Origin of the sequence: Kribbella albertanoniae, from assembly GCF_004348455.1 — a bacterium.
Lineage (GTDB): Bacteria > Actinomycetota > Actinomycetes > Propionibacteriales > Kribbellaceae > Kribbella > Kribbella albertanoniae.
The window spans coordinates 22,424-45,705 of sequence record NZ_SMKA01000035.1 but is presented as its reverse complement, the minus strand read 5'-3'; the positions used below and the strand labels follow the sequence as shown (position 1 = coordinate 45,705).

Genomic DNA, 23,282 nt, shown 5'->3' with positions numbered 1-23,282 from the left:
CGCTGCGCTTGTCGCCGAGGGCCAGCAGGGCGTCGGCGATCTCGTCGATCTTTGCCTTGTGCCGCCGGACCGCCCCCGAGGACGCCTTGATCACGCAGGTTTTGGTGCCGTGCTCGTCGGAGCGGCCGACCCAGACGCCGCGCTCGTCGGTCTTCTCGGCCGCCTCGGCCTTGGCCAGGTCGGGGTCGGCGTGCATCTTGGCGGCTTTGATGATCTTGGCCAGCCGGGTCGGTGAGATCGTGTCAAGCAGGTGCGCGACGCGCTTGTCGACGTACAGCGCGGCCGCGAGTGACAGTTTCTCGCAGTCACGGGCGAGGTTGCGCGCCTTCCAGGCCGTGACCTCCTCGCTCAGCACCCTCGCCCAGACGAACGGGAACCGGTGCCGCAACGCCAGCGCGTTCGCCAGATAGTCCCGCGCCACACCGGGCGACATTCCCACGACCGCGCCGTACTCCGAGACACAGAACTCCAGGATCGGTGGGCAGCCGTCCCCGCCCAGCACCACCACACGCTCCCGGCCATCACTCGCACGACGCCCCGGACGCACCGGGCACACATCGGGATGGAAGCGGTCGGCGTACACGACAGCATGAACGAGGGAGCGTGTGGCCGACCGTTGCTCGGTCGCGCGTTCCTCGGCGGCCGACTCCAGCAAGTCGGCCGTCGACAGCATTGACAGCTCCGTCTCGAACATGTGTTCTAATATAGTCACGAAACGATAACGGGGCAAATCGGCCTTGCAGACAAGGGATACCGCGGCCTGGGTCTCGTAGCGGAGGAGGTGACTTGGGTGGATCAGCGTGTCGACAAGGAACGGCCGGCCGGATCGGGTTGGCGGCTGTTGGCGATTGCGGCGGTGACAACCAGGGTGATGGCCGCCAGCAGGACTGGTCGGTAGCCGAGGTGGTTGGCGAGGGTGACGCTGATGGCACCGGCCGCCAGGGAGACGAAGAAGCCCAGACTGGTCAGGATGGTGAAGTCGCCGGCCGCGAGTTCGCGGCGGCTGAGGTCCATGATCACGGTGGTGGCGGCTACTGAGCCTGCGGCGTACACACCACCGAACAGGCCGAGCACGGTGACTGTGAAAACGAGTGGCGCGAACCCCGAGCTCAGCGGCAGAAAGGCGCTCAAGGCAACGGCTTGTGCCGCGCAGGACAGCGCGAGCACCCGGCTACGTCCGTACCGTCTGGTGAGTAGTCCCCCACCGACCGCGCCGGCGATACCCGCCGTACTTGCGACGATCCCCACGACGATGCCGATCCGGTCCGGCGGCCAGCCGGCATCAACCAGCATCGGCATCACCAGCGCGTACCCGCCGGCCACGCCGACCCAGCTCAATGGCAGCAGCACCAGAGTCCAGCGGACGACGCCGGGCGCGCGGAAGACTGTCAGCAGGGAGCGTGGTGAGGGTCTCTGCCGGGAAGAGGGCCTGCTCGCGATACGACACGAGCTGCCTCAGCGGCGCGAGCGTGACGACGACCACGGTGAGCACAGCCGCGTGCCATCCCCACCTCGAATAGATCAGCAGCGCCAGACCACCCCCGACAACATGTCCCAGGTAGCCCCCGCCCAGGCGGATGCCACTCCCGGCACCGCGGTCGGCGTACCTCAGTGCTCGCACTGACAGCGCATCCGCAGCCACGTCTTGCATCGCGGCGGCCTGGACGATGAGGAGCACGATCACCAGCAGGAGGCCGAACTGCCTGACGGGATCGATCGGGAGCAGCGCGGCCAGTCCCAGAGCGAGTGTCGGTTGCAGGACCAGCAGCCACGAACGGAAGTGACCCCTGCGAGCTCCGAACCGATCCAGCAGTGGCGCCCACAAGAACTTCACCGCAAGCACCATGCCGGTCAGGTTGAGCGCGGCGAGCTGACTCAAGGACGCACCGCGATCACGCAGGATCACAACCAGGGCGACATGGAGGAAGCTGATCGCGATGTACTGCCCCGCGTGCAGCGCCGCCAACAGCCGGTACGTCGGGATCGGCCGCGCGACGCCCAACTCAGCTGACTGCGTCGTCATCGGCCCCCCACCTGCCAGCTCGCCGCAGTCAGGCGCTCCCGGTAGAAGCGCGCGTACGTCGCGCCGCGAGCCATCAGCTCGTCATGGCTGCCGACCTCTGCCGTCCGGCCACCGTCGATGACGACGATCTGATCGGCCTGCTCAATCGTGGTCAGGCGGTGGGCGATGACCACAACCGTGCGGCCTCTGCTCGTCAGGGCGGTCAGGCCGGCGGTCACGGCCGCATCGTTCTCCGGATCCAGCGCCGCGGTGGCCTCGTCGAGCAGCACGATCGGTGCTTCCTTCAGCAACGCCCGCGCGATCGCCACCCGCTGCCGCTCTCCGCCGGACAGGGAGAGACCGCCTTCACCGACTCGGGTGTCCCACCCGTCCGGCATCCGCGCGACCACCTCGTCCAGCCGGGAGGCGGCCGCGGCGTCGGCCAACTCGTCGTCGGTGGCGTCGGGTGCGGCGAGCCGCAGGTTCTCGGCCAGCGTGCCGTCGAACAAATAGGTGTCCTGGAACACGATCGCCAGCTGACTCATCAAGCTGTCCGTCGTCAGTTCACGGACGTCGACCCCGCCGACGCGCACCGATCCCCCATTGACGTCCCAGAACCGGCAGATCAGCCGCAGCACCGTGGTCTTACCGGAGCCGGACGGACCGACCAGCGCGGTCATGGTGCCGGCCGGGACCCGGATCCCGAAGTCGTTCAGAACGGGGCGTCCGCCGTACCCGAAGGTGACGTTGTCGAACTCCACCGTGCTGTCGCCGCTGGGCTTCGGTTGCGCGGGCTCGGGCAGCGGGGCGGCGTCGAGTACTTCGGCTACGCGGTCGATCGCGACCTCGGCGACCCGGATCGTGCCGAACAGGTTGCCGACCTGCGCGAGCGGTTCGACGAAACGTGCTGCGAGGACCAGCAGGGCAATGGTTTCGGCGAGCGAGAGTTCACCGGCCAGGGCTAGTAGCGCGCCAGAGACAAGCACGATCGTGAAGCCCACTTGGACGACGGCGATGTAGGCGATCTGCGGCATGGTGTGCCGGTTCAGCGCGGCGCGGAAGGCCACTCGTTGCTGGTCCAGTGCGCGTTCCATCGGAGCGAACCCTTCCTGGGCACGGCCGGTGGCGCGCAGGACCGGCTGGGCCTGGGCGAACTCGATGGCGCGACCGGCGGCCTCGGAGGACGCGTCGTCCATCACCACCTGGGTCTCGCGGACGATCGGCGCCGACCAGCGCAGGATCACCATTGCGGCCGGCAGGGTGACCAGGAAGGCCAGTCCCATCCGCCAGTCGATCAGGAACACACCGGCGACGACCGTCAGCGGGGTTGCGATGGACTGCACCAGCTCGGGCCAGACATGCGAGACGATACTCGCGGCCGACGGCGTCGACTGCGCGACCGTTCGGGCCGTGCGGCCGGCTCGGTCGCCGACGAACCAGCCCAGCGGCAAGGTGAGTAAGTGCCGGCCGAGTCCGTGCTGCAGGTCGCGCATGATCAGGTGGGCGATGCGGTAGCCGAGCGACTTCGCCCACCACAACGCGCCCAGGTATGCGACGCCCAGTACGGCGATGATCCCGGTCCATCGGGCGGCGAGGTTCAGATCGGGTGGCGACTGGAGCAGGGCCTGCAACAACGGGATCAGGCCCAGCAGCATTCCACCTTGCAGTACGCCGAGGACGGCGTACCGGATGGTCAGTGTCCGAAGCATGGCCGGGTGCGGCCAGAGAGCGAGCAGCCGGTTGATCATCGTGCAGCCTCCGTCCTGGGGAGCTGGTACTGCGCCGCCCACATCCGGGCGTATTTCCCGGCACTGTTGAGGAGTTCGTCGTGCGTGCCGCGCCCGACGACGTGGCCGTCGTCCAGCACCACAATCTGGTCGGCGCGCGCGATGGTGTGCAGGCGATGTGCGACGACGAGCAGCGTGCGGCCCTTGGTGAGTTCGGCCAGCGCCTGCTGGATCGCAGCCTCGTTGTCCGGGTCGACGGACGCGGTCGCCTCGTCCAGCAGCACGATCGGCGCGTCCTGCAGGATCGCCCGGGCAATGGTCAGTCGCTGTCTCTCCCCGCCCGACAACACGCCACCGCGACTGGTGACGACTGTGTCGTAGCCGTCCGGTAACGCGAGGATCGTCTCGTGGAGTTGCGCCGCCCGTGCCGCCGCCTCCACCTCGTCGTCGCCGGCAGTCGGGTCGCCCAGGCGGATGTTCTCGCGGATGGTGTCGCGCACCAGTACGACGTCCTGGAAGACCACCGCGACCATCCGCAGCAGTACGCCGGGCGCCAGCTCGCGGACGTCGACCTCGCCGATCCGGATCGCGCCGCCGGTGACGTCGAAGAACCGCGGGACGAGGCGCGTCAAGGTCGTCTTGCCGGAACCCGACGGCCCGACCAGCGCGGTCACCGACCCTTGTGGGCAGTGCAGATCGACGTGATGCAGCACCTGGTGGTGCTCGTCGTAGCCGAAATCGACGGCCGCGAACCGGATGTCCCACTGCGACGGCATTCGAGGCTCACGCACTGTCGGCAGCGAGGGCTCATCGAGAACCGCAGAGACATTGCCCGCAGCAGCTTTGCCCTTGCGGAGCAGTTGGGTGCCTTGCACCAACGTCATGTACGGCGCGGGCAGGCCGACGCCGACCAGGATGAACGGCAGCAGGTCGACCGGTGCCAGCCAGCCGGCCGAGATCATGGCCGAGCCGGCTCCGATCACGACGACCAGGACGGCTGCCGGAGACAGCAGCGCCATACTGGCGAACAGCGCGCGGCCGCTCTCGGCGCTCCAGGCCGCCAACGCATCACAGAACTCGTCGACCGCACCCGAGAACCGCCGCCACGCCCGCCCGGTCAGGCGATAGGCCTTGATCACCTGGATGCCGTCGACGTACTCGACCGTCGCGTTGTTGATGGATTGCTGGGCGGTGACGAGCTGCTGCATCCGGACCGGCAACGTGCGATGCGCCCTGCTGATCGTGAGCATGGCCAATGGCAGGAGCGCTAGCGTTACCAGGGTCATCCGCCAGTCGACCGTCACCAGATAGACGATGGCTGCGAGGGGTAGTCCGACCGCGCTCGCCACGTCGAGCCCGGCATGGGCGACCAGGTGGTGCATGTCCTCGATGTCGTCGTCGAGGACCTTCTTCAGTTCGCCTGATCCCTTCTTGCTGAACCAGCCCAGCGGGACGGTGGAGAGGTGGCGCGCCAGGCGGGCTCGGAGCTGGCGCTGCAGATCCGCGTCGACGTAGTGCGTCAGCAGATTGCCGGCCACCAGCAGACCGAGACGCCCAGCTGCTCCGGCCACGCCGACTGCCAGCCAGCCGACGACCGCGCGCCCCGGGGTGTCCACGGTCAGCAGCGTCTTCGCGATCTCGGCGACTGCGACGTACGGCAGGAGGCCGAGCGCCGAGCTGACCAGCGATAGACCGGCGCCGAACAGCAGCCGTCCGCGGACAGCGTGGAACAGGCTCGGTGTAGGCGGTTTCGCGGTGGCTTTGCGGTCGGCTTTCATCAGTGCGGCGCTCCCTGTCTGACGGATGCGTACAACGTACACACAGGGACAGCTTAATGACAACCATTTCAATTTAGGGAGAGCTTCAGTCGCGCGGCAGGAAGCCGTTCACCAGGGCGGTCACGCCGCTGACGAGGGCCTCCCGAGGCGCCACGATTGGCGCCGTACCGGCGATTTTCGCGAGTTGGGTGTAGGCGGTGCCAGCTGCGGAACCCTGCCGCCGGAACGCGGTCAGCGTGAGCTCGTCGAGGTGGCCGAAGGTCAGCTGACCCCAGACGAAGTGCCACATCGCCGCGTGCGCGACGACAGCGGTCGCGTCATCGAGCCCGGTCTCCCGCAGCGCCTCGACCAGATGCTCCGAGATCGGCAGTGCGCCGGGCGGCAGCTCCTGGACGGCGAGCAGGGCTTGCACGGTCCACGGGTTGGCTGCGAGTACGTCGTACGTCTGCGTCAGCGTATCGATGATCCGCTGCCGTGGATCAGACCCAGTCGGCAGGGGCTGCCGGGCGATCTCCTCCGCGACGTTTTCGAGCAGGCCGATCAGCAGCGAGCGCTTGTCCGCGACGTGACGGTAGAGCGACATCGGCGACGTACCGATCTCGTCGGCCACGCCACGCATGGTCAACCGCTCTACGCCGTCGCGTTCGACCAACTGCTGCGCCGCCGCGATGATGCGGGCACGGCTCAGCGGGCCGGCCCTCCCGGCCGGCCCGGATCTCCGCTTGGTCGCCACCCGCCCAGTCTGTCAGGGGGTGGTCAGCACGATGCGGAGGTTGGCCTTGGGTTGGTGTTGCCAGGCGGCTTTGGCTTCTTCCAGGGGGTAGGTCTCGATGATGGGGCGGATGCCTTTGAGGACGGCGAAGTTGAGGGTGTCCTCGGAGTCCTGGGCCACGCCGGAGTACCAGCCGGAGACGCTGATCCGGCTGTCGGCGAGTTCGTGGCCGGTGACCTGGATGGGGTCGGAGCCTTCCAGGACGATCAGTTGGCCGTTGGGGCGGAGGCCTTTGATCAGGTCGGTCTGGAGTTCGGCGCGAGAGACGGTGGCCAGTACGGCGGACGCGCCTCCGAGGGCCTTCAGGGCCTCACCCGCGTCGCCTTCCGTGCTGTCGATGTATTCGTCGGCGCCGAGCTGCCGGGCCAAGGCGTCCTTGTCGCGGCCGCGGTTGATCGCGACGGTCCGGAAGCCCATCTTGTCGGCGAACTGGATCGCCAGGTGCCCGACACCGCCGACGCCCTGGACCGCCACCAGATCACCGGGTCCGGCCTTGGAATGGCGCAGGGCGTTGAAGGCGGTGATCCCGCCGCACATCAGCGGGGCCGCTTCCTCGAACGTGAGTCCTGAAGGGATCCGGGCGACCGCGTCTTGCGGGGCGACCATGTATTCGGCGTAACCACCGTCGTACGACGTACCGACGATCGTCCGGTTCACGCAGTTCGTGAAGTCACCGCGGCGGCAGTGCTCGCAGGTGAAGTCGACGCCGCCGGACCAGCCGACACCGACCTTCTCGCCGACCGTCCACAGCGTCACGCCCTCGCCGACCGCGTCGACCACGCCGGCGATCTCGTGGCCCGGGATCCGGGGCAGGACCGTGCCGAACAAGGCGTTGCGCGGGATCGCGTCACCGCCGCAGATTCCGCAGGCGTGGACCTTGACCCGAATCTGTCCGGGCGCCGGGTCGGGAATCGCTACATCCGTTACCACGAAGGGCCCGCCGGCCTGCTGTACCTGAGCTGCTCGCATAGTCATCAGAAACCCTTTCAGTGCATTCCGCCGTCGGCGACCAGTTGCTGTCCGGTGATCAGGCCGGCGTCGTCACTGGTCAGGAACGCCACCACCGCCGCCACGTCCTCCGTCGTACCGAGGCGCCCGATCGGCACCATCGCGACCAGGCTCTGCTTGTACTCGTCGTTCGCCGGGTCGGTGAAGATGCCCGCGCCGTCGATCGGACCCGGTACGACGGTGTTGACCGTCACGCCACGTGGTCCGAGTTCGAGGGCGAGCACTCGGGCCAGGTACCCGGTGGCCACCTTGCTCGTGCCGTAGAGACCGACGCCCAACTGCGGGACGGTGGTGGTGTTCGACGAGATCGTGACGATCCGGCCGTTGTCGGCGATCCGGCGGGCGGCCTCGCGCAGGACGAAGTACGGGCCCTTGGTGTTGACCCGGAAGAGCAGGTCGAAGTCCTCCTCGGTCACGTCGGTGACCGCGACGTTCACCTTCTCCATGCCCGCGTTCGCGACCACGATGTCGATCCGCCCGAACGCCGCGATGGTGGCATCGAAGACCTTCTGGATCCCGTCCAGCTGGGACACGTCGGCCGCGACCGTGATCGCGCGGACCCCGAGCGCTTCGGCCGCCGCCTGAACCTCGGCCGCGGCGTTCTCGTCGCGCGAATAGTTGACCACCACGTTCGCCCCTTGCCCGGCGAGCCGGAGCAGGATCGCCCGGCCCAGCCCCTTGGACGAGCCGGTGACGAGCGCGGTTCTCCCCTGCAGCGTCATACTTACTTTCTCCCATCAAGTCGCCCTGCTCCGATCGTCCGGCGTGATCGGACGGAACGGAAACAGAGCTTTTTTGGGGAGGGCACAAGGAATCGTTGTGGCAGGATGCTGGTGTGGATCTGAGCTTGCGTCTCCTGCAGGCGCTGGCCGCCGTGGCCGAGGACGGCAGCATGACGCGGGCGGCCCGGCGGCTCAATCTGACCCAGCAAGCGGTCAGCGGGCAGATCCGCCAACTGGAGCGCATTGTCGGTACGCCGCTCGTCGTGCGGCTGTCGTCCGGAATCGAGCTGACCGCGGCCGGCCAAGTCGTTCTGAAGCAGGGCGAGGCGTTGCTGTCGTCGGCGGAAGCGATGATGTCCGAGGCTCGGATGGTCGGGGCCGCGCGGTCCGAGCCACTGCGGATCGCGTTCAAGGCGCAGAGCACCGCGCACTTCATGCCTGCGGTCGAGGCGGCGCTGCGGCGGCAGGCACCGGATCTCGAGGTGCAGCCGATCTCCTCGCACACGCTGCCCGAGGAGATCGAGGCGCTGGTCGAGGGCCGGGCGGACGCTGCGTTTCTGTGGTTGCCGATCGGCGATGATCCCCGGTTCGTCATTCATCCGCTGCTCGCCGAGGACCGCTGGGTCGCGCTACCGCCCGGGCACCCGTTGTCCGAGCGGAACAGCTTGACGATTGCCGACCTGGCCGACGTACCGGTGGTTGGGCCGCGCGAGGGGATGCCCGAAGCGGTCGTCAGCTTCTGGTTCATCGATCCGCGGCCTGACGGTTCGCGGGCTGTTTTCGGGCCAGAGGGTCGGACCCCAGAGGAGTGCCTGCATCTGGTGGCCGCGGGGCACGGCTGCTGGATCGCGCCTGCGTCGACGGTGACCTACTTCGCGCATCCGCGGCTGGTGTGGCTGCCCCTGGTCGACGCGCCGCCGAATCAGCTGGCGCTCATGTGGGCTGTGCACAACCCGAACCCGTATCTGCCGTTGCTGCTGCAGGAGACCAGCCGGGTGCTGCTACCTGCCAACTGAGGTGGATTGGGCCGGCTTGTCGAGGGCGCCGTCGAGGCGCGTCGTGATGGTGATCGTGAGGAGCGTGAGGACGGCGAGGGCCGCGATCAGGGTCCAGCGGGCTGCGGTGTTGCTCATGAGGAAATCGTGGCGTGCGGCGGGTGCCCTGCGGAAGGGTGCAGCGACGGTTTCAGGGGCCGGTCCGGGGTGCGCTCCGGGGGTTCCCTTGTGCGGGAACGCCGGGTGAACGAGGTGTGACCGAATCGGCACGCCGAGGTGGTGGGCGATCTGCCGTGCACGGCTTTACGGTTGGTGCCTGGGCCGGCGCCGAGAAGGGGTCAGATGAGCACTTTCGAGGACTTGGGTTCGTTGTTGCTGGTCCGCGGCGCGGATGAGATCGACCACGCCGGCGGCAGCCTCTACGTGCATCTGCATCGCGTCGCCAAGCGGCTCACCACGCTGGGCGCGTCCGAGACGCTGATCCTGGCCGGGCTGGCGCACGCGTCGTACGGCACGGATGGTTTCCCGACCCATCTGTTCGACTGGCAGACCGAGCGCCCGGTGCTCGAGTCGGTGATCGGGCCGGAGGCGGAGCTGCTGGTCTATCGGTACGGCGCCTGCGACCGGGAGACCAGCTGGCGCGATCTGGCCGAGCACCGCACGGTCACCGACCGCTTCACCGGCACCTCGGAGGAGGTGAGTGGCGAGCAGTTGCGGGAGTTCGTCGATCTCACCATCGTCAACGAGCTCGACGTTCTCGACCACGCACCGAAGCTCGAGCCCAAGCTGCGCCCGTTCCTGCAGGAGCAGATCCCGCGCTGGCAGTCGCTGGCCTCGCCGGCCGTGCTGGCCGATGCGCAGCGGATTCTGCAGCTCTGACCCGCGTTCCTGGAATTCCGTCGTTCGGCGACGCATGATCGGAGCATGTCCAGGTACGAAGTGATTGCTCACGCCAAGCCGGTACGCCGTCTGACCGAGCCCGAGTACGTCGCCCTGTCGCTCACCTCGTACCCGCTCGACCGGGGTCTGCGGTTCCAGCGACTCGACGAGCTGCCCGACGGGAAGGTCGCGATCGTTCTCCAGCACAAGACCTCGGCCCGCAAACAGGACCAGGCCTACGCGATGGCCCAGCGGACGCTGTTCCAGCTCGGCATTCCAATGACCGAGGTGGAGCGCGTCGATCTGCATCGGGTCACGCGCAAGCACGGCCGCGCCTTGGTGCGTTCGTGGATCGGTCCGCAGGGTCCCGGTGATCCCGCCGGTGACCGCGAGCCGCGCCGGCCGAAGCCGACGCTGCCTTCGCTGCGGGCTGCCCGGGAGCTGCCGACTGACTAGGGGGTGAAGACCTCGAAGCGGGTCGCGTACTTGGTGCCCAGGAGGGTGCCGGTGGGCCGGGAATTCCCTTCGAGGAATTCCTCGGCGTCGAAGTGCGGCCAGTTGAGGCCGTCGATGTAGGCCTTGTGGGCCTTCAGGGACTCGACGCCGATGCTGAACGTGTCGGTGGTGTCAGCAGCGTGCCGTGAGTTGGGCGAGCCGGCTGCCCAGACCTGCTTGACGCCACCCCAGCGCTCACCGGCGTCGGGGAAGATCCAGCGGTTGGCCGCGTCGCGGACGGCGTCCAGCGTGGCGCGACCGGTGCTGATGTGATCGGCCTGGTTCATCAGTACGTCGCCGTCCCACGTGTCGCGGAAGTTGTTCGTGATCACGATCTCCGGCTGGTGCCGGCGGATCACCTCGGCGATCACGCGGCGCAGCGGTACGCCGTACTCGATCGTGCCGTCGGGTTGACCGAGGAACTCAACTGCCGACACCCCCACGATCCGCGAGGACTCGATCTGCTCGGCCTCGCGCAGTGGGCCGCACTCGTCGGGGGCGATCCCGTCGATCCCTGCCTCGCCCGAGGTCAGCAGGACGTACACGATCTCCTTGCCCTGCGCGGTCCAGCGCGCGATCGCCGCCGACGACCCGAACTCCAGGTCGTCCGGATGCGCGACCACGGCCAGCGCCTTCTGCCAGTCCTCGTCGACCGGCTGCAATCCTTCCGAAGCACTCATGCTGTGCAGGCTAGTCGCCGAAGACCTTGCGTGTGTACGGGTTACTGAACGTGCGGTTGGGATCGACCCGATCGCGCACTGCGAGGAAGTCGTCGAAATGCGGGTAGCGGGCACGGAGGTCGTCGGCGCCGAGGGTGTGCAGCTTGCCCCAGTGCGGACGCCCTTGGTACTCGGCGACGATTCGCTCGAAGGCCTGGAAGTAGATGTCGTGCGGTAGCCGGTGGTACTGGTGGATCGCGATGTACGCCGTGTCGCGGCCGGACGCGGTCGACAGCCAGATGTCGTCGGCCGCGGCCACCCGGACCTCGATCGGGAACGGGAAATGGTGGCCCGACTTGTCGATCCAGTCCCGGAGGCGGTGCAGCACCTCGACCACGTGCTCGCGCGGTACGGCGTACTCGGACTCGCGGAAGACGACGTTGCGCTCGGAGACGAACACCTTGTACGACGCGTCGACGTACTCGCGGGCGGAGAGGGCGCGGGATGCGAGCCGGTTGATCCGGGGCACCAGCGCCGGGCGTCGGGTCGCCAGGCGGTTGGTGAGCTCGAAGACACGGTTGGACAGCAGTTCGTCGTCGATCCAGCCGCGGATCGTGCCGACGGGCGACGCGGTCACTCCTTCGGCAACCCGGTTGTTGCGCAGGGTCAGCGCGAGCTCGGTGTGCGGGAACCAGTAGAACTCGAAGTGATCGTTGCCGTCGGCAAGCTGATCGAAACCGTCGAGCACTTCGGCCAGCGGGAGGGGCATCTCCTGGGCGCGCAGCAGGAACGCCGGGACGGTCTGCAGGGTGACCGCGCTGATCACGCCGAGCGCGCCGACCGAGACCCGGGCCGCGTTGAAGACGTCCGCGTTCTCCTCCGGGGAGCAGTGCAAGATCGAGCCGTCGGCCGTGACCAGGTCGAGTGCGGCGATCTGGGTGGCGATCCCGCCGAGGCGAGCGCCGGTCCCGTGGGTGCCGGTGGAGATCGCTCCGGAGATCGTCTGTTTGTCGATGTCGCCGAGGTTCGCCATCGCGAGGTCGAAGGCGGCCAGGCCGGCGTTGAGCTTGCGCAGACCGGTCCCGGCGCCGACGGTGACGCGACCGGATTCCTGGTCGGCGTTGGTGATCGCGGACAGGTTGTCGAGTCGGACCATCACCTGCTCAGGCGCGGCACAACCGGTGAACGAGTGGCCGGAACCGACAGCCTTGAGCTTCTTGCCTTGCTCGGCCGCAGCTTTGACCGATGCGGCCAGCTCGTCGACCGAGGTCGGCGCCAGGATCTCAACGCCGGTCGCAGCTTCAGTCCCGGCCCAGTTTCGCCACGTGCTCATCCGAAGTTCCGTCCCTCACCTCGGTAGGTTGCCAGCTCGGTCAAGGTTTCGCCGTCGATTGCGTGGACGGACTCGAAGCGTTCGAACATTTCCCCCGCCTTTGCGTAGCGCATCCAGACTCGATCTCCAAGATGCAGGGCGTCGGCGGACTTTCCAAGGACCGGAGTCTGCACTTCTCCGGCACCTTCTGTGCCCAACAGCTTCAGGCCGGCCGGCCAGGCGGGTGAGGGCAGGCGGGACTTCTTCGCGGGGCCGGAGGCGACGTAGCCGCCACCGAAGAGGGTGGCGATCCGCGGGGCTGGGCGGCGTACGACGTCCAGGGCGTACGCGACCGCGGGCTCGGGCTGGAAGACGTCGTACTTGTCGAACAGCGTCGGACCGTAGAGGCCGGAGCCGGCGGTGACTTCGGTGACGACCGGGTCGGCGCTGCTGATCTCCAGGCTGCCGGTGCCACCACTGTTGACGATCCGCAGCGGACCGAGCTGCTTGACCGCGTCGACGACCGCACCGCGCCGGTCCGCGAGCTCAGCGGCGGAGCGGCGCTTCACCCAGCGCACAGCCGGGGACGTGTCGGGCAGACCGGCGATCTGCGCCTCGTAGAACATGACTCCGGTCAGCTCGAACGCGTCGTCCGCGACAACCTGCCGAGCCAGTGCGGCCACGTCATCCGGGGTGCGGAGCGGCGAGCGCCGTACGCCGAGATGCTGGCCGAAGACCCGCAGGGACGCGTCGACGTCGAGTGCTACCTGGATCTTCGCGCCACCAGTAGTCGCGGCGCGGATGAAGGCCAAGTGCTCTGGGGAGTCGATCATCAGCGTGATCTTCGCGGCCGCCTCGGGGTTGGCGGCCAGCTCGCGCAGCGCAGTGCGGTGCGTGGTCGGGTAGCCGAGCAGGATGTCGTCGACACCGTTCTCAGCGAGCCAGAGGGCCTCCAGCAGCGAGTAGCCCATCACCCCGTGGAACCCGGGCCGCTCCAGCGCGGCCGCGAGCAGCTGGCGGCAGCGCACCGACTTGGAGGCGATCCGGATCGGAGTCCCCGCGGCCCGCCGTACCAAATCGTCCGCGTTCCGCCGGAACGCGGCCAGATCCACCACGGCGAACGGCGCATCCAAGCCCGCGGTCAGCCGTCCGTACCGCTCGAACTCACCCATTCTGGGAGTGTAAGCGAAGAAATACTGAAAGGTAATACATCTTTGCGAGTTAGCCCTTGAGCCGGGCAGCTGCCGCCTCCACGCGCTCGTCGGTTCCGGTCAGCGCGACCCGGATGTGGTGATCGGCGTCGGGGCTGTAGAAGGTGCCGGGCGCGACGAGGATGCCGTGCTCAGCCAGGGCGGCCACCGAGGCATAGGAGTCGTACGTCAGGTGGTCCGCCCACAGGTAGAGGCCGCCGTTGGAGAGCGTGATGTTCCAGCCGGCGCCGGTGAGGGCGTCGCGGAGGAGGGTGCGGCGGCGGAGGTAGCGCTCGCGCTGCTCATCCACATGGGTGTCATCAGCGAACGCAGCAGCCATGGCTGCCTGGATCGGTGAAGGCACCATCAGTCCGGCGTGCTTGCGTACTGCAAGCAGTTCCGCGACCACCGTCTCGTCGCCAGCGACGAATCCGCCCCGGTAGCCGGCCAGGTTGGAGCGCTTGGAGAGCGAGTGCACCGCGAGCAGGTTGTCGAAGGTCCCACCGCAGATGTCGGGGTGCAGCACGGACATCGGCTTCTCGTCCCAGCCGAACTCGGCATAGCACTCGTCACTCACCAGCAGTACGTCGTTCGCCCGCGCCCACTCGACAGCCCGCCGCAGGTCGTCCGGGGGCGTGATCTGGCCAGACGGATTGCGGGGCGAGTTCAGGTAGGCGATCCGGACCGGACCACCGTCGTACGCCGTCGGGTCCGCCACCGGCACGCTGGTTGCGCGTGCCAGGGCCGCACCGGCCTCGTAGGTCGGGTAGGCCAGGTCGGGGATCAGCACCATGTCCCCAGCGCCCACGCCGAGCAGCGTCGGCAGCATCATGATCAACTCTTTGGTCCCGATGACCGGCAGTACGCCGTGCTGCGGGTCCACGCCGACCACTCCGAGACGACGGGCCAGCCAGTCGACCGCAGCTTGGCGGGCCGACGCCGTACCGAGTGTGGTCGGGTACGCCGGTGCGTCCGCCGCGTCAGCCAGCGCCTTCTGCACCAGTGCGGGCACTGGGTCGACGGGACTACCCACGGACAGGTCGACGATGCCGTCCGGATGGGCGGCCGCCTTGGCCTTGTATGGGGCGAGCTTGTCCCACGGGAAGTCGGGCAGCCGGCTGGAGGTCTCGAATTTCACTCCGCCATTCTCCCCCGCTCATTCACTGCAGGGCTTGCCTGGGTCCACTCTCTGGAGGATCTGGTCGGCGATCACCTTCAGCTGAGCGAGTTGCTCCGGCGTGAGCGCATCGATCACGTACTCGCGGACGGTACGGACATGTCCGGGTGCAGCGTCCACCAGGAAGGCGTAGCCGGCATCCGTCAGGGTGGCGACGGTGATCCGGCCGTCATCCTCAGCGGGACGCCGTACGACGAAGCTGCGGCGCTCGAGCCGTTTGACCACGTGCGACAGCCGCGACAGCGAGCCGTTGGCGAATCCGGCCAGATCACTCATCCGCCGGGACCGGTCCGGTGATTCGGAGAGCCCGGCGAGCACCAGGTACTCAAAATGGGTCAGACCGGAGTCCCGCTGCAGCTGGTAGTCGAGCGCTCCGGGCAGCTTGAACATCAGCCCGGCCAGCGACATCCAGGCCGCGAGCTCATCGCGCTCCAGCCATCGGGTGTCCTCGTTCCGCTCCGCCACGCCGCTAGTTTACGTGATTTGTTGACGCTTCAAGTCCCGAGGGTCTACCTTGAGTTGATACATCAACTGATAACCGAGAGTGAGCCATGAACGTCTTTCTGTGGATCCTGGCCGGAGTTCTGGCCGCCTTCTTCCTGGCCGCGGGCGCGAACAAGCTGGCTCAGTCGCACGCCAAGCTGCTCGCGACCCCGAACATGAAGTGGGTCGAGGACTTCTCGCCCGGCACCCTGAAGCTGATCGGGGCCGCCGAGGTGCTCGGCGCGATCGGCCTGATCCTGCCGGCCGTCCTCGACATCGCCCCGATCCTGACCCCGCTGGCCGCGGTCGGGCTGGCCGTGATCATGCTCGGCGCGATCATCACCCACGGCCGCCGCAAGGAGTACCAACCGATCATCATCAACGCGGTGGTCCTGGTGCTCGCCGTCGTGCTCGCGATCTTCCGGTTCGGCCCGAACAGCTTCTGAGCACTCAGAGGTAGAGGCCGGTCTGCCCGTCCTCGAGGCGGTTGGAGGCGACGGCGTGCAGGTCGCGCTCACGCAGCAGGATGTAGTCGTCGCCTCGGACCTCGACCTCGGCCCGGTCCTCCGGGTCGAACAGGACGCGGTCGCCGACCTCGACGGTCCGGACGTTGGCGCCGATCGCGACGACCTTCGCCCAAGCCAGCCGGCGGCCCATCTGGGCGGTGGCGGGGATCAGGATGCCGGCCGACGACTTGCGCTCACCCTCGGCCTCCACCGAGACCAGGACGCGGTCGTGCAGCATCCGGACCGGCAGCTTGTCGTCGGTGAGCTTCTTGCGAACAGTCACCGGCGTCCCACCAGGCGACGGATCAGCAGCAGCACGGCGACGACACCGACGGCAGCACCGGCGACCGCGACGAGCTTCTGGGTGCGGAGCTGCCCGGTCTCGTCGAACACCTGGGACTTGGCCTGCTCGACCTGCCGCAGGGCCACGTTCTTCGGGTGCGCGCGGTCGACCAGCTCGTCCACGGTCGAGGCCAGCCGGGCCCGGGTGGCGGCGATGTCCGCTTCGATCTGCTCGGCGGTGCGAGCTTTCGTCTCCGACATACCCCCATCCTCGCAGGTCAGCCCTGCATGTCCACGACCACCTTGATGTCGTCGGGCTCCCGGGCCAGCGCCGACGTCCAGTCGGACAACGGGACGGTCCTGGTGATCAGGCGCGTCAGCCAGTCCGGATCCGCCGCCTGCAACACGTCCACGGCGTCGGCGTAGTGCCGCTTGGCGGCGTTGACCACGCCGATCACCGAGACGTTGCGCACGACGAGCTGCCGGATCAGTGCATCGAGCTGTACGTCGATCGAGGCGGGCCCCGGCGAGATGCCGATCAGACACATCACCCCGGCCGGTCCGAGCAGCTTGGCGCAGTCGAAGACGACCTGGCCGACACCGGTCGCTTCGATGATCACGTCCGGTACGACGGGGAGCTGGCTGAGGTCCGTCAGATAGCTGGCCCCGAGTGCGCGGACCAGGTCCGGCTTCGGCCCGTCGGACATCCGGTCGAGCACATGGACGTCGTACCCACGCTGTCGCGCGACCATGGCGGCCAGGAGCCCGATCGGCCCGGCCCCTGTGATGAGGACGTGTTCGGGGCCGTACCAGGACCGCTGTCCGACCGCATCGATCTGTTCCCAGCTCTTGGTGAGCACACTGGCCGGTTCCACGAGTACGCCGAGGTTTCCGAGCTCGGCGGGAACCGGTACGGCGAAGTAGGGGTCGACGCGCCAGCGCTCGGCGCCGTACCCGTCCAGCTCCTTGATTCCGCGCTCGGTGTAGCGGCCGTTGCGGCAGAAGTCCCACTCACCGCGTGCACAGGCCGGACAGGGCACCGGGTCCGGCCGGCGGACCACTCCGGCGACCAGGTCACCCGGTGCGAAGCCGGAACCCGCAGGTGCCTCGAGGACCCGTCCTAGCGACTCATGGCCGATGACCAGCTGGTCTGAGCCCGGCCGACCGGTTCCGAAGTGTGCGGACACCAGCTCTAGATCGGTCCCGCAGATGCCTGTCAGCAGGGCTTCTACCAGGATTGATCCGTCAGTGACCGGCGGCTCTGCCACCTCACCCAACCGCGCGGAGTCCGCCTTGCCCGGTGTGATGGTCATCGCCCGCATGGCCTCAGGCTAGCCGGGTCATGTCCACTGTCACCTCGATTGCTGTGGCCGCGCCGCCCGAGTAGATGCCCTTCAACGGGGACACGTCGGCGTAGTCGCGACCAGTGGCGACCCAGACGTGCCGGTGTGCGATCGGAAGGTCGTTGGTCGGGTCGAAGCCCCACCACTCACCGGTCCAGGCTTCGATCCACGCATGGCTCTCACCGACGACTGTTTCACCCACTGCTGCGTTCGGCTTGGTGTGTAGGTAGCCGGAGACGTAGCGGCTCGGGATACCGACAGCACGCAGCATGGCGAGCGTGAGGTGTGCGTAGTCCTGGCAGACGCCCTCACCGGCCTGCCACGCGTCGATGGCCGACGAGTGCACACCTGTGGTGCCGCGCTGGTACTTGAGGGTGTCGTGCACCCACTTGGACACTGCGAGCACGGTCTCCTGGGGAGTCCGACCCTTGCGCAGCCCGCGGGCCACAGCGGTCAGCTCGCGGTGCTTCGGAACGTAGCTGGTCCATTCGAGGTACTCGGCGTACAGGTCGACGGACTCCGACGACCGCACGTCGTTCCAGGACGCATCGACCGCAGGGAGCGGCTGTCCGGTCGTTTCGACCACGGAGGACGCGACGACCTTGAGCTCGGTGTGCGGGGTGAACAGGTCGAAGGCGTTGACCTCAGTGCCCCAGTAGTCCGTGTACTTGTAGGCACGGGTCGCGGGGACAGTCTCCAGCCGCGCAACCATCAAGTTCTGCCGGTCGTCACTGCGCGGGGTGAGCCGAGCCTCGTTGTAGGACTGGGCGACCGGACCGTCGTACCGGTAGCCGGTGGTGTGCACCACCCGGAGACGCCACCTCACAGGTTCACCTCCGCGTTGTTCCACTCGATCCAGGGCACGGTGTGGAAGTACTGCCGGGACACTGCCTCGCCGACCTCGCGCACTGTCGTCTGCAGCGCCTGCAGTCGGCCGGTGAGGTTGTCCAGCAGCTCAGCAGGGCGCAGGAACTCCAGATCGCTCCGCGCCTTCCCCAGCAACCGGGACGCCTCCGCGCCGGTACCAATGCGGGCCGCCGGACCGCGGTCGAGCTCCTCCAGACACGCCTCGGCCTGCAGCAGCGCGTGGAACGCCGACCGCGGGAACAGCCTGTCGAGCAGGAGGAACTGCACCACCCGGGAGGCATCGAGTGCACCCCGATACGTGCGCAGGTACGTGTCATGGGCACCAGCAGAACGCAGTACCGTCACCCACCCGGGAGACGTCGGCTTGTCGCCCACCCGGGACATCAGCAGCCGGACGATCATGTCGACCCGCTCCACCGAGCGCCCCAGCACCAGGAACCGCCATCCGTCGTCGCGGCTCATCGTGGAGTCGGCCAGTCCGGCGAACGTCGCCGCCCGGTCCTCCACGAAGCTCAGGAACCCGTGCGGCCCCATCCGGCGCGCAGCACGCTGCCGCTCCGGTACGGCGTTGTACGTCGCGTTGATGCACTCCCAGAGCTCACTCGACACCACCTCCCGGGCGACGCGGGTGTTCTCCCGGGCACTGGAGATCGACGAGATGATCGAGCCGGTCTCCGGTGACATGGCGACCAGCTCGGTCAGCCCCCACACGTCCAGCGGTGCGCCGTCCGGCGGGTTGATACCGAGGACGTGGAGCAGGGTCCGGCTGGCCGTATCGGCATCGACCGAGGCATCCTCGAGCAGCTGGTGCACCGAGACGTCGAGGATCCGCGCGGTGTCGTCCGCGCGTTCGACGTACCGGCCGATCCAGTACAGCGATTCGGCGTTGCGTGCGAGCATCGTCAGCACCTCCCCATCACTGTTGCTGCTGCTGGGCGATATTGAGTTCCGGACCGCGCTCCGGAGTGGACGCCTCTTCTGAGGTCACGCCGAGCCCCGGACCGCTGAGCTCGGAGACCGCCGCCGAAGCACGTGGCGCCAGGACCCAGGTGTCCTTGGAGCCACCACCCTGCGACGAGTTGACGATCAGACTGCCCTCGGGAATCGCCACTCTGGTCAGTCCGCCCGGCAGTACGAAGACGGAGTCGCCGTCATTCACCGCAAACGGCCGCAGGTCGACGTGACGCGGTTTGAGCCGTCCACCGACCTTGGTCGGCACAGTCGACAGCTGTACGACGGGCTGCGCGATCCACCCCCGTGGATTCGCCTTGATCCGGCGCCGCTGGGCTTGCAGCTCCTTGGGCGAGGCGTCTGGTCCGAAGACGATGCCATAGCCGCCAGAACCCTCCACGGGCTTGGTGACCAGCTCGTCGAGCCGGTCCAGCACCTCGTCGTGTTCCGCGGGCAGCCAGCAGCGGTAGGTGTCCACATTGGGCAGCAGCGGCGCTTCACCCAGGTAGTACTTGAGGATCTCCGGCAGATACGTGTAGACGAGCTTGTCGTCACCGACACCGTTGCCGATCGCGTTGGCGATCACCAGGTTGCCTGCGCGCGCCGCGTTCACCAGGCCCGCGACCCCGAGCACGGAGTCCGGTTCGAAGTGCACCGGGTCGAGGAACTCGTCGTCGATCCGCCGGTAGATCACATCGACCCGCTGCTCGCCCTCGGTGGTCCGCAGGTAGATCACGTTGTTCCGGGCAAACAGGTCGCGGCCCTCGACCAGCTCGACGCCCATCTGCCGGGCCAGCAGCGAGTGCTCGAAGTACGCCGAGTTGAAGACACCTGGTGTCAGTACGACGACGTTCGGATCAGTGGCTCCTGGTGGGGCCGCAGCGCGGAGTGATCTGAGCAGGTGGACCGCATAGTCGCCGACCGGACGCACCCGGTGCTTGGCGAACAGGTCCGGGAAGACTCGCGCCATGGTCCGGCGGTTCTCCATCACGTAGGACACCCCGGACGGGCTGCGCAGGTTGTCCTCCAGTACCCGGAAGTCGCCCTGCTCGTCGCGGACCACGTCGATCCCGGCCACGTGGATCCGGACGCCGTTCGGCGGGACGATGCCGGCGGCCTGCCGGTGGAAGTGCTCGCACGAGGTGATCAGCCGGCGCGGCAGTACGCCGTCCTTCACGATCTGCTGGTCGCCGTAGATGTCAGCCAGGAACGCCTCCAGCCCGCGAACCCGCTGCACGATCCCACGCTCCAGCCGGGCCCACTCCGAGGCCGTGATGACCCGCGGCACCAGGTCAAGCGGAAACGGCCGCTCCTGGCCAGACAGGCTGAAGGTGATGCCCTGATCGACCAGAGCCCGGTCCAGTGCCTCGGACCGCGTCGTCAGGTCCGCCGGCTGCAGCGGACTGAGGGAATCGTGCAGCCGCTTGTACGCCGTCCGGACGCCATCGACCGGATCGAACATCTCGTCGTACGCATCGGCATGCGGCCGCCGCGGATCGAGGTATCCGGCAAACAACTGTGGTTCCGCGGGGCGGGGAGGTACGCGGCTCATCTCCGCATCCTCACTCACGAAAGCCATGTCCGCACCTGGAACGAGAGGCGTGCCCCCTGAGGCGTGGCCAGAGTTTTCACGCACGTAACATTGCGGGCATCTCACTCGATCCGTGGAGGGCCTGATGTCCGAGCGTTTGTCCGTCGGCGATGCCGCACCTGATTTCACCCTCCAGGATGCCGACGGCAACGACGTCGCGCTGAAGGACCTGCGCGGCCAGAACGTGATCGTCTACTTCTACCCGGCCGCGATGACCCCGGGCTGCACCAAGCAGGCCTGCGACTTCCGCGACTCGCTGGACTCCCTGCAGGCCGCCGGGTACGCCGTACTGGGGATCTCCCCCGACAAGCCCGCGAAGCTGGCCAAATTCCGGGAGCGCGACGGCGTGACGTTCCCGCTGCTGAGCGACCCGGAGAAGGAGACGCTGACCGCGTACGGCGCCTTCGGTGAGAAGACCATGTACGGGAAGAAGGTGACCGGGGTGATCCGGTCGACGTTCGTGATCGACCCGGACGGCAAGGTCGCGGTGGCGCAGTACAACGTGAAGGCGACCGGGCACGTGGCCAAGCTGCGGCGCGATCTGGGGCTGTAGGGCGCGGGTTGCTGATTCACCGGCCGGAGGTCTTCCGCGGAGGAAAACCTCCGACCGTTTCATGTGAGCGGTCCAAGTCCCGAGCATGCCGCTGTGATTTGGATCACACCAGTAGTTCAGCGGACCGCAGCTAGGGTGTTACCCACCGTGAGATTTCCCGCTTTCCTGTGAACGAGCAGTACTCCGGAGGCCGTTGCAGTCTTCCGGAGAAGCCGTTTCGGTTCATTGCGAACTTCGCCCTGACCAGCCCAAACCGGGTACTCTGCGCGCGCAGTGAGCCTCTGGGAGGGAGGGACCAACCGCGATGGGAAAGCATTCCTCTGCGGTAACGCGAAGTAACAAGAGCAACAACAACCGCCGGCCGGTGTACATCACCGCGGTCGGACTACTGGTGCTGTCGATCGGCGGCGTCTTTGTGGTCCGGTCCTTCGGCTCGGAGGCCGGGGCGGACGGGATCCTCGGCGGCAAAGCGTGCGACGATCCGGCCCAGGTCAAGCTGACCACCGCGCCCGAGTTGCAGCCGGCCATCGAGACCGCGGCCAAGTCGCTGGCCGCCAAGGGCGGCAAGGACGGCGTTCCGTGCCTGCAGTTCACCATCACCGGGGCCTCTGCGGCGAAGGTCGCCCGGAGCCTCGCGACCGGGGGCGCCGACCGCCCCGACCTGTGGATCCCCGACTCCTCACTCTGGGTTTCCCAGGCCGACGACGGCGAGACCGTTCCGTCCGTCGCCGTACCGTCGGTGGCCAGCTCGCCGATGGTCCTGGTCGGCCGCAGCTCGAACTTCGCCGATACCTCGTCCTGGCTCCGGGCCATGGCCGGTGCCCAGCCGGCCCTGCTCGACCCCTTGGGGACTTCGCCGGGTGCGCTCGCACTGCTGGCGATCCAGGCCGAGCGGCAGCAGACCTCGACGCCGGACACCACGGTGAACAGCGTCGTCGTACCGCTCGCGCAGCGGCTCGGCTCGATGCCCAAGCCGTACACCGATGTGAACGCACTCTTCGGCCGCGCGGCACCGGAGGGCAGCACGGTCGTCGTGCCCGCCTCGGAGCAGGCGTTCGTGAAGTTCCAGGAAGAGCACCCCGAGGGCGGACTCAAGGCAGTCATGCCCGCCACCGGCACGCTCTCGCTGGACTACCCGATCGTGGTCACGGCCAAAGGCGACACCGCCAAGGCCACTGAAGCCGGCAAGGCGCTCGGCGCGGAGATGCTCGGCGACGTCGCCGGCCAGGCCCGCGACCAGGCCGGCTTCCGCGACCAGTTGCTCGGCCAGCTCAGCGGCGGCCGTGGCGTCGGTGAGGTCGACCAGCTCCCGAAGCCGAACGCCGAGGCGATCGAGCGCACGCTCGGTGGCTGGAGCCGGCTCTCGCTGTCCACCCACTCGCTCGCGGTGATCGACGTCTCCGGCTCGATGGCGGAGAAGGTCGGCAACAAGACCCGGATGCAGCTCACTCTCGAGGCGGCCATCGGCGGCCTCACGCTGTTCCCGGACACCGCATCGCTCGGCCTGTGGACGTTCTCGTCGAACAACGGCACGGACGGCGCCGACTACAAGAAGCTGGTGCCGATCGCCCCCTTGTCGCCGAAACAGCGCAAGACGATCACCAACGTCCTGAAGGTCCAGAAGCCGATCCCGAACGGCGGCACCGGCCTCTACGAGACCGCGATCGCCGCCGTCCGCGCGGTGCGGAGCGACTACGACCCGAACGCGGTCAACTCGATCCTGCTGTTCACCGACGGCAAGAACGACGACCCGGGCAGCGCCGACCTCGAAGCGACGATCCGCAGCCTGCAGAGCCTGAACGACCCCGACCGCCCGGTCCGCATCATCGCGCTCGGGATGGGCCCGGACGCGAACCCGGACGAGCTCAGCCGACTGGCCCAGGCCACCGGCGGCCGCCACTATGTCGCCCAGAACCCCAGCGACCTCCGTCAGGTCTTCATCGACGCCCTGCAGAGTCGCTGACCTCGCCCGCTCCCCTAGGATGTCTGT

General features: G+C 67.9%; 25 protein-coding genes and 1 pseudogene. 6 read left to right on the top strand and 20 right to left on the bottom strand.

The window, feature by feature from the left end; all coding sequences use genetic code 11:
- The 8 genes and pseudogenes from E1261_RS11450 to E1261_RS11415 form a co-directional block, all read right to left on the bottom strand.
- Window positions 1-694 (bottom strand): annotated as a pseudogene (locus tag E1261_RS11450) (hypothetical protein); the annotation flags it as partial.
- 101 nt (window positions 695-795) lie between these two features.
- Window positions 796-1,299, bottom strand: a complete 504-nt coding sequence (locus tag E1261_RS11445; RefSeq protein ID WP_132405647.1) for an MFS transporter — start codon at window positions 1,297-1,299, stop codon at window positions 796-798.
- Window positions 1,283-2,023 carry an MFS transporter gene (locus tag E1261_RS11440; protein WP_132405645.1) on the bottom strand — a complete coding sequence of 247 codons (741 nt, stop codon included), beginning with the start codon at window positions 2,021-2,023 and terminating at the stop codon, window positions 1,283-1,285. The genes E1261_RS11445 and E1261_RS11440 overlap by 17 nt, the downstream gene beginning before the upstream one ends.
- The gene (locus tag E1261_RS11435; protein ID WP_132405643.1) at window positions 2,020-3,750 is read right to left on the bottom strand and encodes an ABC transporter ATP-binding protein; all 1,731 of its coding nucleotides are present in this window, start codon (window positions 3,748-3,750) and stop codon (window positions 2,020-2,022) included. The genes E1261_RS11440 and E1261_RS11435 overlap by 4 nt, the downstream gene beginning before the upstream one ends.
- Window positions 3,747-5,507: an ABC transporter ATP-binding protein gene (locus E1261_RS11430; RefSeq protein ID WP_132405641.1), complete on the bottom strand. Its 1,761-nt coding sequence runs from the start codon at window positions 5,505-5,507 to the stop codon at window positions 3,747-3,749. The genes E1261_RS11435 and E1261_RS11430 overlap by 4 nt, the downstream gene beginning before the upstream one ends.
- A gap of 85 nt (window positions 5,508-5,592) precedes the next feature.
- The gene (locus tag E1261_RS11425; protein ID WP_132405639.1) at window positions 5,593-6,240 is read right to left on the bottom strand and encodes a TetR/AcrR family transcriptional regulator; all 648 of its coding nucleotides are present in this window, start codon (window positions 6,238-6,240) and stop codon (window positions 5,593-5,595) included.
- A gap of 12 nt (window positions 6,241-6,252) precedes the next feature.
- Window positions 6,253-7,254 carry an alcohol dehydrogenase catalytic domain-containing protein gene (locus tag E1261_RS11420; protein ID WP_202874627.1) on the bottom strand — a complete coding sequence of 334 codons (1,002 nt, stop codon included), beginning with the start codon at window positions 7,252-7,254 and terminating at the stop codon, window positions 6,253-6,255.
- 11 nt (window positions 7,255-7,265) lie between these two features.
- Complete coding sequence (locus E1261_RS11415) at window positions 7,266-8,009, bottom strand: SDR family oxidoreductase (RefSeq protein ID WP_132405637.1); 744 nt, start codon at window positions 8,007-8,009, stop codon at window positions 7,266-7,268.
- Between the two features lie 113 nt (window positions 8,010-8,122).
- On the opposite strand from E1261_RS11415, the gene E1261_RS11410 reads away from it, so the two are divergent.
- Window positions 8,123-9,025, top strand: coding sequence for a LysR family transcriptional regulator (locus E1261_RS11410; RefSeq protein ID WP_132405635.1), 903 nt, complete (start codon window positions 8,123-8,125; stop codon window positions 9,023-9,025).
- Here the strand turns inward: E1261_RS11410 and E1261_RS46835 are convergent.
- Entirely contained in the window at window positions 9,011-9,142 is a 132-nt protein-coding gene (locus tag E1261_RS46835) for a hypothetical protein (RefSeq protein WP_272948572.1), read from the bottom strand. The genes E1261_RS11410 and E1261_RS46835 overlap by 15 nt on opposite strands.
- Before the next feature lie 204 nt (window positions 9,143-9,346).
- Here E1261_RS46835 and E1261_RS11405 point away from each other — a divergent pair, with 204 nt between their 5' ends.
- A complete protein-coding gene (locus E1261_RS11405) occupies window positions 9,347-9,883 on the top strand; it encodes a DUF6817 domain-containing protein (RefSeq protein ID WP_132405633.1) in 537 nt (178 codons plus the stop codon).
- 45 nt (window positions 9,884-9,928) lie between these two features.
- Window positions 9,929-10,339: a hypothetical protein gene (locus E1261_RS11400; protein ID WP_132405632.1), complete on the top strand. Its 411-nt coding sequence runs from the start codon at window positions 9,929-9,931 to the stop codon at window positions 10,337-10,339.
- On the opposite strand, the gene E1261_RS11395 is transcribed toward E1261_RS11400, so the two are convergent.
- The 5 genes from E1261_RS11395 to E1261_RS11375 are packed head-to-tail and all read right to left on the bottom strand — an operon-like array spanning window position 10,336 to window position 15,181.
- A complete protein-coding gene (locus E1261_RS11395) occupies window positions 10,336-11,058 on the bottom strand; it encodes a PIG-L deacetylase family protein (RefSeq protein WP_132405630.1) in 723 nt (240 codons plus the stop codon). The two genes, E1261_RS11400 and E1261_RS11395, sit on opposite strands and share 4 nt — an antisense overlap.
- 10 nt (window positions 11,059-11,068) lie before the next feature.
- Complete coding sequence (locus E1261_RS11390; RefSeq protein WP_132405628.1) at window positions 11,069-12,370, bottom strand: D-arabinono-1,4-lactone oxidase; 1,302 nt, start codon at window positions 12,368-12,370, stop codon at window positions 11,069-11,071.
- Window positions 12,367-13,521 carry an amino acid deaminase/aldolase gene (locus E1261_RS11385; RefSeq protein ID WP_132405626.1) on the bottom strand — a complete coding sequence of 385 codons (1,155 nt, stop codon included), beginning with the start codon at window positions 13,519-13,521 and terminating at the stop codon, window positions 12,367-12,369. Before E1261_RS11385 ends, E1261_RS11390 begins: the two co-directional genes overlap by 4 nt.
- A 49-nt stretch (window positions 13,522-13,570) precedes the next feature.
- Entirely contained in the window at window positions 13,571-14,677 is a 1,107-nt protein-coding gene (gene dapC, locus E1261_RS11380) for a succinyldiaminopimelate transaminase (RefSeq protein ID WP_132405624.1), read from the bottom strand.
- 18 nt (window positions 14,678-14,695) lie between these two features.
- Window positions 14,696-15,181 (bottom strand): MarR family winged helix-turn-helix transcriptional regulator, encoded by a 486-nt coding sequence (locus E1261_RS11375; protein ID WP_238176144.1) that lies wholly within the window; start codon window positions 15,179-15,181, stop codon window positions 14,696-14,698.
- 86 nt (window positions 15,182-15,267) lie between these two features.
- Between E1261_RS11375 and E1261_RS11370 the strand changes: the two genes are divergently transcribed.
- The gene (locus E1261_RS11370) at window positions 15,268-15,645 is read left to right on the top strand and encodes a DoxX family protein (protein ID WP_132405622.1); all 378 of its coding nucleotides are present in this window, start codon (window positions 15,268-15,270) and stop codon (window positions 15,643-15,645) included.
- A 4-nt stretch (window positions 15,646-15,649) separates the two neighbouring features.
- On the opposite strand, the gene E1261_RS11365 is transcribed toward E1261_RS11370, so the two are convergent.
- Genes E1261_RS11365 through E1261_RS11340 form a run of 6 tightly spaced genes read right to left on the bottom strand, consistent with a single transcriptional unit; the run spans window position 15,650 to window position 20,700 of the window.
- Window positions 15,650-15,988, bottom strand: a complete 339-nt coding sequence (locus tag E1261_RS11365; RefSeq protein ID WP_272948571.1) for a GroES family chaperonin — start codon at window positions 15,986-15,988, stop codon at window positions 15,650-15,652.
- Window positions 15,985-16,248 carry a DUF3618 domain-containing protein gene (locus tag E1261_RS11360; protein WP_132405620.1) on the bottom strand — a complete coding sequence of 88 codons (264 nt, stop codon included), beginning with the start codon at window positions 16,246-16,248 and terminating at the stop codon, window positions 15,985-15,987. The genes E1261_RS11365 and E1261_RS11360 overlap by 4 nt, the downstream gene beginning before the upstream one ends.
- A 17-nt stretch (window positions 16,249-16,265) precedes the next feature.
- Window positions 16,266-17,309, bottom strand: a complete 1,044-nt coding sequence (locus tag E1261_RS11355; RefSeq protein ID WP_132405618.1) for a glucose 1-dehydrogenase — start codon at window positions 17,307-17,309, stop codon at window positions 16,266-16,268.
- Between the two features lie 4 nt (window positions 17,310-17,313).
- Complete coding sequence (locus E1261_RS11350; RefSeq protein WP_132405616.1) at window positions 17,314-18,156, bottom strand: transglutaminase family protein; 843 nt, start codon at window positions 18,154-18,156, stop codon at window positions 17,314-17,316.
- The gene (locus tag E1261_RS11345; RefSeq protein WP_132405615.1) at window positions 18,153-19,097 is read right to left on the bottom strand and encodes an alpha-E domain-containing protein; all 945 of its coding nucleotides are present in this window, start codon (window positions 19,095-19,097) and stop codon (window positions 18,153-18,155) included. Before E1261_RS11345 ends, E1261_RS11350 begins: the two co-directional genes overlap by 4 nt.
- Before the next feature lie 16 nt (window positions 19,098-19,113).
- Window positions 19,114-20,700 carry a circularly permuted type 2 ATP-grasp protein gene (locus E1261_RS11340; protein WP_202874625.1) on the bottom strand — a complete coding sequence of 529 codons (1,587 nt, stop codon included), beginning with the start codon at window positions 20,698-20,700 and terminating at the stop codon, window positions 19,114-19,116.
- Window positions 20,701-20,824: 124 nt separating this feature from the next.
- On the opposite strand from E1261_RS11340, the gene bcp reads away from it, so the two are divergent.
- Together bcp and E1261_RS11330 are read left to right on the top strand one after the other, a co-directional pair.
- A complete protein-coding gene (bcp, locus tag E1261_RS11335; RefSeq protein WP_132405611.1) occupies window positions 20,825-21,292 on the top strand; it encodes a thioredoxin-dependent thiol peroxidase in 468 nt (155 codons plus the stop codon).
- Window positions 21,293-21,596: 304 nt separating this feature from the next.
- Window positions 21,597-23,255, top strand: coding sequence for a substrate-binding domain-containing protein (locus E1261_RS11330; protein WP_132405609.1), 1,659 nt, complete (start codon window positions 21,597-21,599; stop codon window positions 23,253-23,255).
- Window positions 23,256-23,282 lie beyond the last annotated feature (27 nt).

Bases quoted from the DNA above. Each gene is read 5' to 3' on its own strand.
- E1261_RS11435 (WP_132405643.1), bottom strand. From the start codon at position 3,750: ATGATCAACCGGCTGCTCGCTCTCTGGCCGCACCCGGCCATGCTTCGG.
- E1261_RS11415 (WP_132405637.1), bottom strand. From the start codon at position 8,009: ATGACGCTGCAGGGGAGAACCGCGCTCGTCACCGGCTCGTCCAAGGGG.
- E1261_RS11390 (WP_132405628.1), bottom strand. From the start codon at position 12,370: ATGAGCACGTGGCGAAACTGGGCCGGGACTGAAGCTGCGACCGGCGTT.
- E1261_RS11355 (WP_132405618.1), bottom strand. From the start codon at position 17,309: ATGCGGGCGATGACCATCACACCGGGCAAGGCGGACTCCGCGCGGTTG.
- E1261_RS11360 (WP_132405620.1), bottom strand. From the start codon at position 16,248: ATGTCGGAGACGAAAGCTCGCACCGCCGAGCAGATCGAAGCGGACATC.
- E1261_RS11405 (WP_132405633.1), top strand. From the start codon at position 9,347: ATGAGCACTTTCGAGGACTTGGGTTCGTTGTTGCTGGTCCGCGGCGCG.
- E1261_RS11445 (WP_132405647.1), bottom strand. From the start codon at position 1,299: ATGCCGATGCTGGTTGATGCCGGCTGGCCGCCGGACCGGATCGGCATC.
- E1261_RS11345 (WP_132405615.1), bottom strand. From the start codon at position 19,097: ATGCTCGCACGCAACGCCGAATCGCTGTACTGGATCGGCCGGTACGTC.
- E1261_RS11420 (WP_202874627.1), bottom strand. From the start codon at position 7,254: ATGACTATGCGAGCAGCTCAGGTACAGCAGGCCGGCGGGCCCTTCGTG.
- E1261_RS11385 (WP_132405626.1), bottom strand. From the start codon at position 13,521: ATGGGTGAGTTCGAGCGGTACGGACGGCTGACCGCGGGCTTGGATGCG.
- bcp (WP_132405611.1), top strand. From the start codon at position 20,825: ATGTCCGAGCGTTTGTCCGTCGGCGATGCCGCACCTGATTTCACCCTC.
- E1261_RS11340 (WP_202874625.1), bottom strand. From the start codon at position 20,700: ATGAGCCGCGTACCTCCCCGCCCCGCGGAACCACAGTTGTTTGCCGGA.
- E1261_RS11395 (WP_132405630.1), bottom strand. From the start codon at position 11,058: ATGAGTGCTTCGGAAGGATTGCAGCCGGTCGACGAGGACTGGCAGAAG.
- E1261_RS11330 (WP_132405609.1), top strand. From the start codon at position 21,597: ATGGGAAAGCATTCCTCTGCGGTAACGCGAAGTAACAAGAGCAACAAC.
- E1261_RS11440 (WP_132405645.1), bottom strand. From the start codon at position 2,023: ATGACGACGCAGTCAGCTGAGTTGGGCGTCGCGCGGCCGATCCCGACG.
- E1261_RS11400 (WP_132405632.1), top strand. From the start codon at position 9,929: ATGTCCAGGTACGAAGTGATTGCTCACGCCAAGCCGGTACGCCGTCTG.
- E1261_RS46835 (WP_272948572.1), bottom strand. From the start codon at position 9,142: ATGAGCAACACCGCAGCCCGCTGGACCCTGATCGCGGCCCTCGCCGTC.
- E1261_RS11370 (WP_132405622.1), top strand. From the start codon at position 15,268: ATGAACGTCTTTCTGTGGATCCTGGCCGGAGTTCTGGCCGCCTTCTTC.
- E1261_RS11430 (WP_132405641.1), bottom strand. From the start codon at position 5,507: ATGAAAGCCGACCGCAAAGCCACCGCGAAACCGCCTACACCGAGCCTG.